Consider the following 5900-nt stretch of genomic DNA (forward strand, 5'->3'; position numbering starts at 1 on the left):
CGAGGGCGCTGTCGGCGACGAGGACGCGCTGCGCGCCCGGGCCCTGCGGGACATGCGCGGTGAGGGGTTCGGCGCCGACGACGTGACGCTCGACGTCCGGACCGTCGGGAGCAACGGCTCCAGCACGCTGGTCGTGGAGGCCGTGCGCGAGATGCCGCACCTCGCCTTCGACGCGCAGGAGGCACCGGAGTCCGCACCGACCCCGGCCGCCGACACCGAGGTCCACTGGCCCGATCACGGCCCGGTGACGACCGCGATCTTCGACCGCGCCGAGCTTCCGCGTGGCGCCCGGATCACCGGTCCAGCACTGGTGGAGTCCGGTGAGACCACCTGCGCGGTCCCGCCCGGGTGGTCCTTGCGGATCGACGAGTACAACGCTGAGCGCCTGACACGAGAGGAGGCGTGATGTCCCGTCACGTCGTCACGGAGTACCTGGCCATCGATCTCGAGGACGAGACCTGGCGCTGCCGCCGCTGCGATCACGAGATCGGCGACGCACGCAAGAACTACAAGCGCGGGCTGCTGATCGCGGCTCGCGATCCCGCCGAGGTTCACCCGCCCGGGTTCGAGGGCGACTCGACCCTGGCCCCGGACGCCAAGTGGTGCCAGATCGTCGAGTGCTACTGCCCGGGTTGCGGTGCCCAGGTGGAGGTCGAGTACCTCCCGCCCGGGCATCCGCTCACCCATGACATCCAGATCGACATCGATGCGCTCAAGGCGAGCGTTGCGGCAACTGAGGAGGCGTGATGGAGATCAACGTGGATATCGGTGGCACGTTCACCGACTGCTTCGCGACCGTCGACGGGACGGTCGCCACGGCAAAGGCCCTGACGACCCACCACGACCTCTCGCTGGGGTTCATGCGGGCCGTCGAGGACATCGCGGCGACGCTCGAGACGGACACCGATTCGCTGCTCGCCGACACGCAGGCGATCCGCTACGCGACGACGCTGGGCACGAATGCGCTGATCGAGCGAACCGGTCCGCGGCTCGGGCTCATCACGACCCTGGGGCACGAGGACACCGTCACGATCGGCCGCTGCCGCCAGTGGGGCGACGGACTCCCGGCCACGATGACCCGTGACCTGGCCCGCGCCGAGCGGCCGCTGGCGCTCATCCCGCCGGAGCACATCACCGCGATCCGAGAGCGGATCGACTGGGCCGGCACGCCCCTGATCCCGATCGATCGCGACGAGGTCCGCGAGCGGGTCTACGACCTGGTCGACGCCGGCGTCCGCGGGTTCATCGTCGGACTGCTCCACGCGCACACCAACCCTGCGCACGAGATCGCCGTCCGCGAGGTCATCGAGGAGGAGTTCCCGAGCGCGTACCTCGGTCGCTTCCCGACGATCCTCAGCCACGAGGTCTCCCGGCGGTCCGGCGAGTACGTGCGGACGATGACCGCGATCATCGAGGGCTACCTGCACCGCTTCACGTCCGACCGGCTGTCCGGCCTGCGGGACGAACTGCGGTCGCGCGGCTACCGGGGTCAGCTGCTGATGGTGCACAACACCGGCGGGATGGGCAGCCTGGCGCGCACCACGCCGATCAAGACGGTGCACGCGGGTCCGGTCTCCGGCCTGTTCGGCGCCCGTGACCTCGCGCAGCACCACGGCTACGAGAAGGTCGTGACCACGGACATGGGAGGCACCTCCTTCGACGTCGGCATCGTCGTCCAGGGGTCGGTGCGGTTCTACGAGTTCAACCCGGTCATCGACCGCTGGCGCGTCCAGGCACCGATGATGGACCTGAAGGCGATCGGCGCCGGCGGTGGATCCATCGCCCGGGTCGATCCGGTCGCGGGCGTCGCGGTCGGGCCGCGCAGCGCCGGGTCCACGCCCGGTCCGGCCTGCTTCGGGCAGGGAGGCACCGAGCCGACGGTCACGGACGCCAACCTCGTGCTCGGCTACCTCGATCCCGACACCTACCACGGCGGTGGGTTCTCGCTCGACAAGCGCCGCGCCGAGCGGGCGATCGAACGCAAGGTCGGCAAGCCGCTCGGGCTCGACGCCGTCGAGGCCGCGCGGGCCATCCGGCGCGTGGTGGACCGGCAGATGGGCGACGAGATCTTCAAGGAGATCACGCTCAAGGGCTACGACCCGGCGGACTTCACGATCTTCAGCTACGGCGGTGGTGGTCCGCTGCACGCCTGCGGATACGCGTCGGCGCTGAACGCCACGCGCGTCGTCGTGCCGCCGCACTCCTCGGTCTTCTCCGCCTCGGGCGCAGCCGGCCTGGAGCTGCTGCACGTGTACGAGAAGAGCGCCTGGTTCGTGCTGTTCAACCCGCTGACCAAGCAGGCCTTCGAGAACTTCGACGCGTTCAACGTGATCGTCGACGAGTTCAAGGAGAAGGCCTACACGGACTTCGGGGACGAGGGGTACGAGCGTGACCGGGTCCGGTTCACCGTCGAGCTGGACATCCGCTCGACGGGACAGATCTACGTGATCACGATCGCCAGTCCCGTGCATCGCCTCGAGTCGCGCGACGACCTCGCCGCGGTGATCCAGGCGTACTTCGACGAGTACGCCGACCGGTTCGGCGACCTCGCGCTCACGCGTGAGATCGGCGTGTCGATCGACGCGGTCCGGGTTCGCGCCTGGGTGCCGCGGGAGCGCTGGTCCCTGTCCCCCCTCGCGAACGTCGACCGCGGCGTGGACGCAGCCCGGACGGGAGAGCGCGAATGCTGGTGGGAGGGGCAGGGATTCACGCCCACGCCGGTGTTCGACTACGCCGCGATCGGACCGGGCCACCAGATCGACGGCCCCGCGGTCGTCGAAGCCTCGGACACGACGGTCCTGATCGAGCCCGGATGGACCGGGCGGATGGACGAGTACGGATTCTTCACCCTCACCCAGGAGGCCTGACATGAGCACCACGACACCGTCGGACGCCGGCGTCGGCGAGGACCGTCCGGCCGCAGGTGCCGGCATCGACGCCGACGCGTTCTTCGCCCAGTTGATGGACGGCGCGCCCGTCATGTACGGGCCGGATCCCTCGATCACGGGCGACAACAGCCTGCGGCCGCGCACCGAGCGTGAGGACCGTGCGCTGGAGACCATCACCGACCAGGTCGCGATGACGGTCGCGCAGAGCCGCATCGAGGCGATCCTCGAGAGCGCCAAGGACATGCTGCAGCAGGTCAGCGCGGCACCTGCGGCGAAGTGGGGCGACCTCACGGTCGGCATCTACACGCTCGGCGGGGACCTCGCGATCTGCACGTCCAGCGGCGTGCAGGTGTTCTCGGCGTCCGCCTCGCCGGTGCCGCGCTTCATCCACGAGAAGTGGCGGGACGAGCCCACCGTCGGGATCAAGGAAGGCGACGTCTTCTACCACAACGACGCCAACTACGGGGGCATGCACAACCCCGATCACACCCTGCTCCTTCCGCTGTTCTGGGAGGGGGAGCAGATCGCCTGGGTCGGTGCCGTGATCCACGAGGGCGAGAACGGCGCGGCGACCGATCCGGGCGGCCTCGCGCCCCGTGCGACGTCGCCGTACCAGGAGGGTCTGCGGATCTCGCCGATGAAGGTCGGCGAGAACTACACGCTGCGGCGGGACACGGTGAACCTGTTCCAGAACCACGTGCGCGACCCGTTGCTGTGGCTGATCGACATGCGCTCGAAGCTCGCCGCCTGCCACAAGGTGGTGCAGCGCCTCCACGAGATGATGGTCGAGCAGTCGCCGGAGCTCCTGGTCGCGACGCTGCGGTCGATGCTGGAGAACACCGAGGCCGAGGTCCGGCGGCGCTTCACCGCCTGGCCCGACGGGGTGTACCGGGCGGTCACGTTCTCCGACTCGACGCTGCTGGAGGAGCGGCTCGTCAAGGTCGCCTGCGAGGTCGAGAAGCGCGGGACGACGCTGACGCTGCGGACCGCCGGATCGGCGCCGGCGATCGATCGTGCGATCAACACCCAGATGCACGGGGCCAAGGCGATGATCGCCAACGACCTCATGAACTTCATCTGGGCGGACCTGCCACGCAACGCGGCGTACATCTCGGCGATCGACTTCGAGATCGAACCCGGGTCGGTGTTCGCGGCGACGACCGATCATCCGACCTCGCTGTCGATGATGACCGTGTTCTACCTGGCCGCGGGCGCGCACTCGTGCTTCACCAAGGCGCTGTTCGGCAAGCCCGAGACCACCGAGGTCATCGCGCCGTGGTACTCGATGATCCCGACGCTGCAGTACGGAGGGGTCACCCAGCACGTCCAGGCGACCGCGAACATCTCGGTCGAGCTGAACGCGATGGGGGGTGGGGCGCACTCCAACCGCGACGGTGAGCACGCGGCCGGCCCGTTCTTCGCGTCGATGGCCGACTGGGGTGAGATCGAGGATCGCGAGACCGAGATCCCGGTGCTCGGCCTGTGGCGGCGCATCCCGGAGAACAACCACGGGTTCGGCAAGTACCGCGGTGGAGCATCGGTCGAGTGGGCCTACATGCTCTACCAGAGCCCGATGTTCGCCTTCGCGGTGACCTCCGGCGGGGGACGCTTCCCGGTCCACAACGGCCTGTTCGGCGGCTACGCCAACCCGTGTTCGCCGCTCACGGTCGTCAAGCCGGAGGGCGGTCTCGAGGCGATGCTCAAGACGCTCGGCGAAGGCGCCAAGGACGTCCCGTTCGACGCGGTCGAGATGGTCAAGCAGCAGCCGATCGCCGGCTCCTACGAGGTGACGCCCCCGTGCCGGCCCGCCGATCTCGTCGGTCAGGGTGAGCTGTGGATCCAGCGGATGGGCGGCGGTGCCGGGTACGGCGATCCGCTCGAGCGTGAGCCGCAGGACGTGATGACCGATCTGCGGCGGGGGCTGATCTCCGCCGACGTGGCCGACTCCGTGTACCACGTCGTCTACGACCCGCAGACGCTCATCGCCGACGTCGCCGCGACGGACGCGGCCCGGGAGGCCGCCCGCAAGGCGCGGATCGCTCGGGGTCTGCCCTACGACGAGTTCGTCGCCGGCTGGCGGCGGGACGCGCCACCGGAAGGCGTGCCGTTCCTGGGCGCGTGGGAGTGGGCGGAGGACGAGTGACGTTCGCGCCGGTCCTGTCCGAGGTCGCCGCCGAGCTGACGGGCCGGTCCCCGTCGCTCGTCGACGATCCCACGACGTGGGCCTACACGTTGCGGGACGCGGTCGAGCTGGCCCGTCCCGACTGGATCGTCAGCCACCACGACCTGGGCCTGGAGGCGTCCGCCCTGACCGGGCCCGTGTCGGACGTCGACGCCGTCGGCGACGTCGTCCTCGCCCAGACGCCGGCCGGACTGGCGGTCGGTGAAGCCGTGCGGACGCTGGCCGGGCTCTTCCCCGGGGTGGTCGTCGCGGCGTCGGTCACCGGCCCCGCCACCGTCGCGGCGGCAGCCTGCCGGGCCTTCGAGCTCGATCCGCAGGGCGACGAGGGCATCGATCTGCTCGACGTCAGCGCGGACGTGATCGCGGCCTACGCGGCAGCGCTGGCCGAGCACGGAGCCGACCGCGTCCTGGTGTGGGAGACGGATCCCGGCGCCTTCGATCCGGCCGACATCGCGTCGGCACACCGTCCCCTCGTGCGACGGCTCGGCACGATCGGGACGCCGGCGGCGCTCTGTCACGACGGCCGGGTCGAGGTCGACGGCTACGGCGCGGTCGCCGACCCGCAGCACGGCCTGGTCGACCCAGCGGTCTTCGCCACCGCCGCCACGTTCGCCGACGTCCTGGCGACGCCCGGCGCCGCTGGGCCGCTGCTGGTCACCGCGGGCCCGGTACCCGCCTCCTGCGATCCGGCCGTCCTGCGCTCGGCCGGCGAGCGCAACGGCCCGCAGCGCTGAACCTCGAGAGAACCGAACGGGAGAGAGACACCATGTACGGAAGGTCCTACGGCAGCGTCCTGGATGCCTGCGCCTCGAACTTCGCCGATCAGGAAG

General features: G+C 70.2%; 4 protein-coding genes and 1 pseudogene. All 5 read left to right on the forward strand.

The window, feature by feature from the left end; translation table 11 throughout:
* Positions 1–406, forward strand: a pseudogene (locus ABYE80_RS16010) (hypothetical protein); the annotation flags it as partial.
* The gene (locus tag ABYE80_RS16015; protein ID WP_372791305.1) at positions 406–747 is read left to right on the forward strand and encodes an acetone carboxylase subunit gamma; all 342 of its coding nucleotides are present in this window, start codon (positions 406–408) and stop codon (positions 745–747) included. The pseudogene ABYE80_RS16010 and the gene ABYE80_RS16015, both read left to right, overlap by 1 nt.
* Positions 747–2867 carry a hydantoinase/oxoprolinase family protein gene (locus ABYE80_RS16020; RefSeq protein WP_372791306.1) on the forward strand — a complete coding sequence of 707 codons (2121 nt, stop codon included), beginning with the start codon at positions 747–749 and terminating at the stop codon, positions 2865–2867. The genes ABYE80_RS16015 and ABYE80_RS16020 overlap by 1 nt, the downstream gene beginning before the upstream one ends.
* A 1-nt stretch (position 2868) precedes the next feature.
* Complete coding sequence (locus ABYE80_RS16025; protein ID WP_372791307.1) at positions 2869–5031, forward strand: hydantoinase B/oxoprolinase family protein; 2163 nt, start codon at positions 2869–2871, stop codon at positions 5029–5031.
* On the forward strand, positions 5028–5804 hold the full coding sequence (locus ABYE80_RS16030; RefSeq protein ID WP_372791308.1) for a hypothetical protein: 777 nt from the start codon (positions 5028–5030) through the stop codon (positions 5802–5804). The genes ABYE80_RS16025 and ABYE80_RS16030 overlap by 4 nt, the downstream gene beginning before the upstream one ends.
* Positions 5805–5900 lie beyond the last annotated feature (96 nt).

The organism is Paraconexibacter sp. (assembly GCF_041602235.1).
Lineage (GTDB): Bacteria > Actinomycetota > Thermoleophilia > Solirubrobacterales > Solirubrobacteraceae > Paraconexibacter.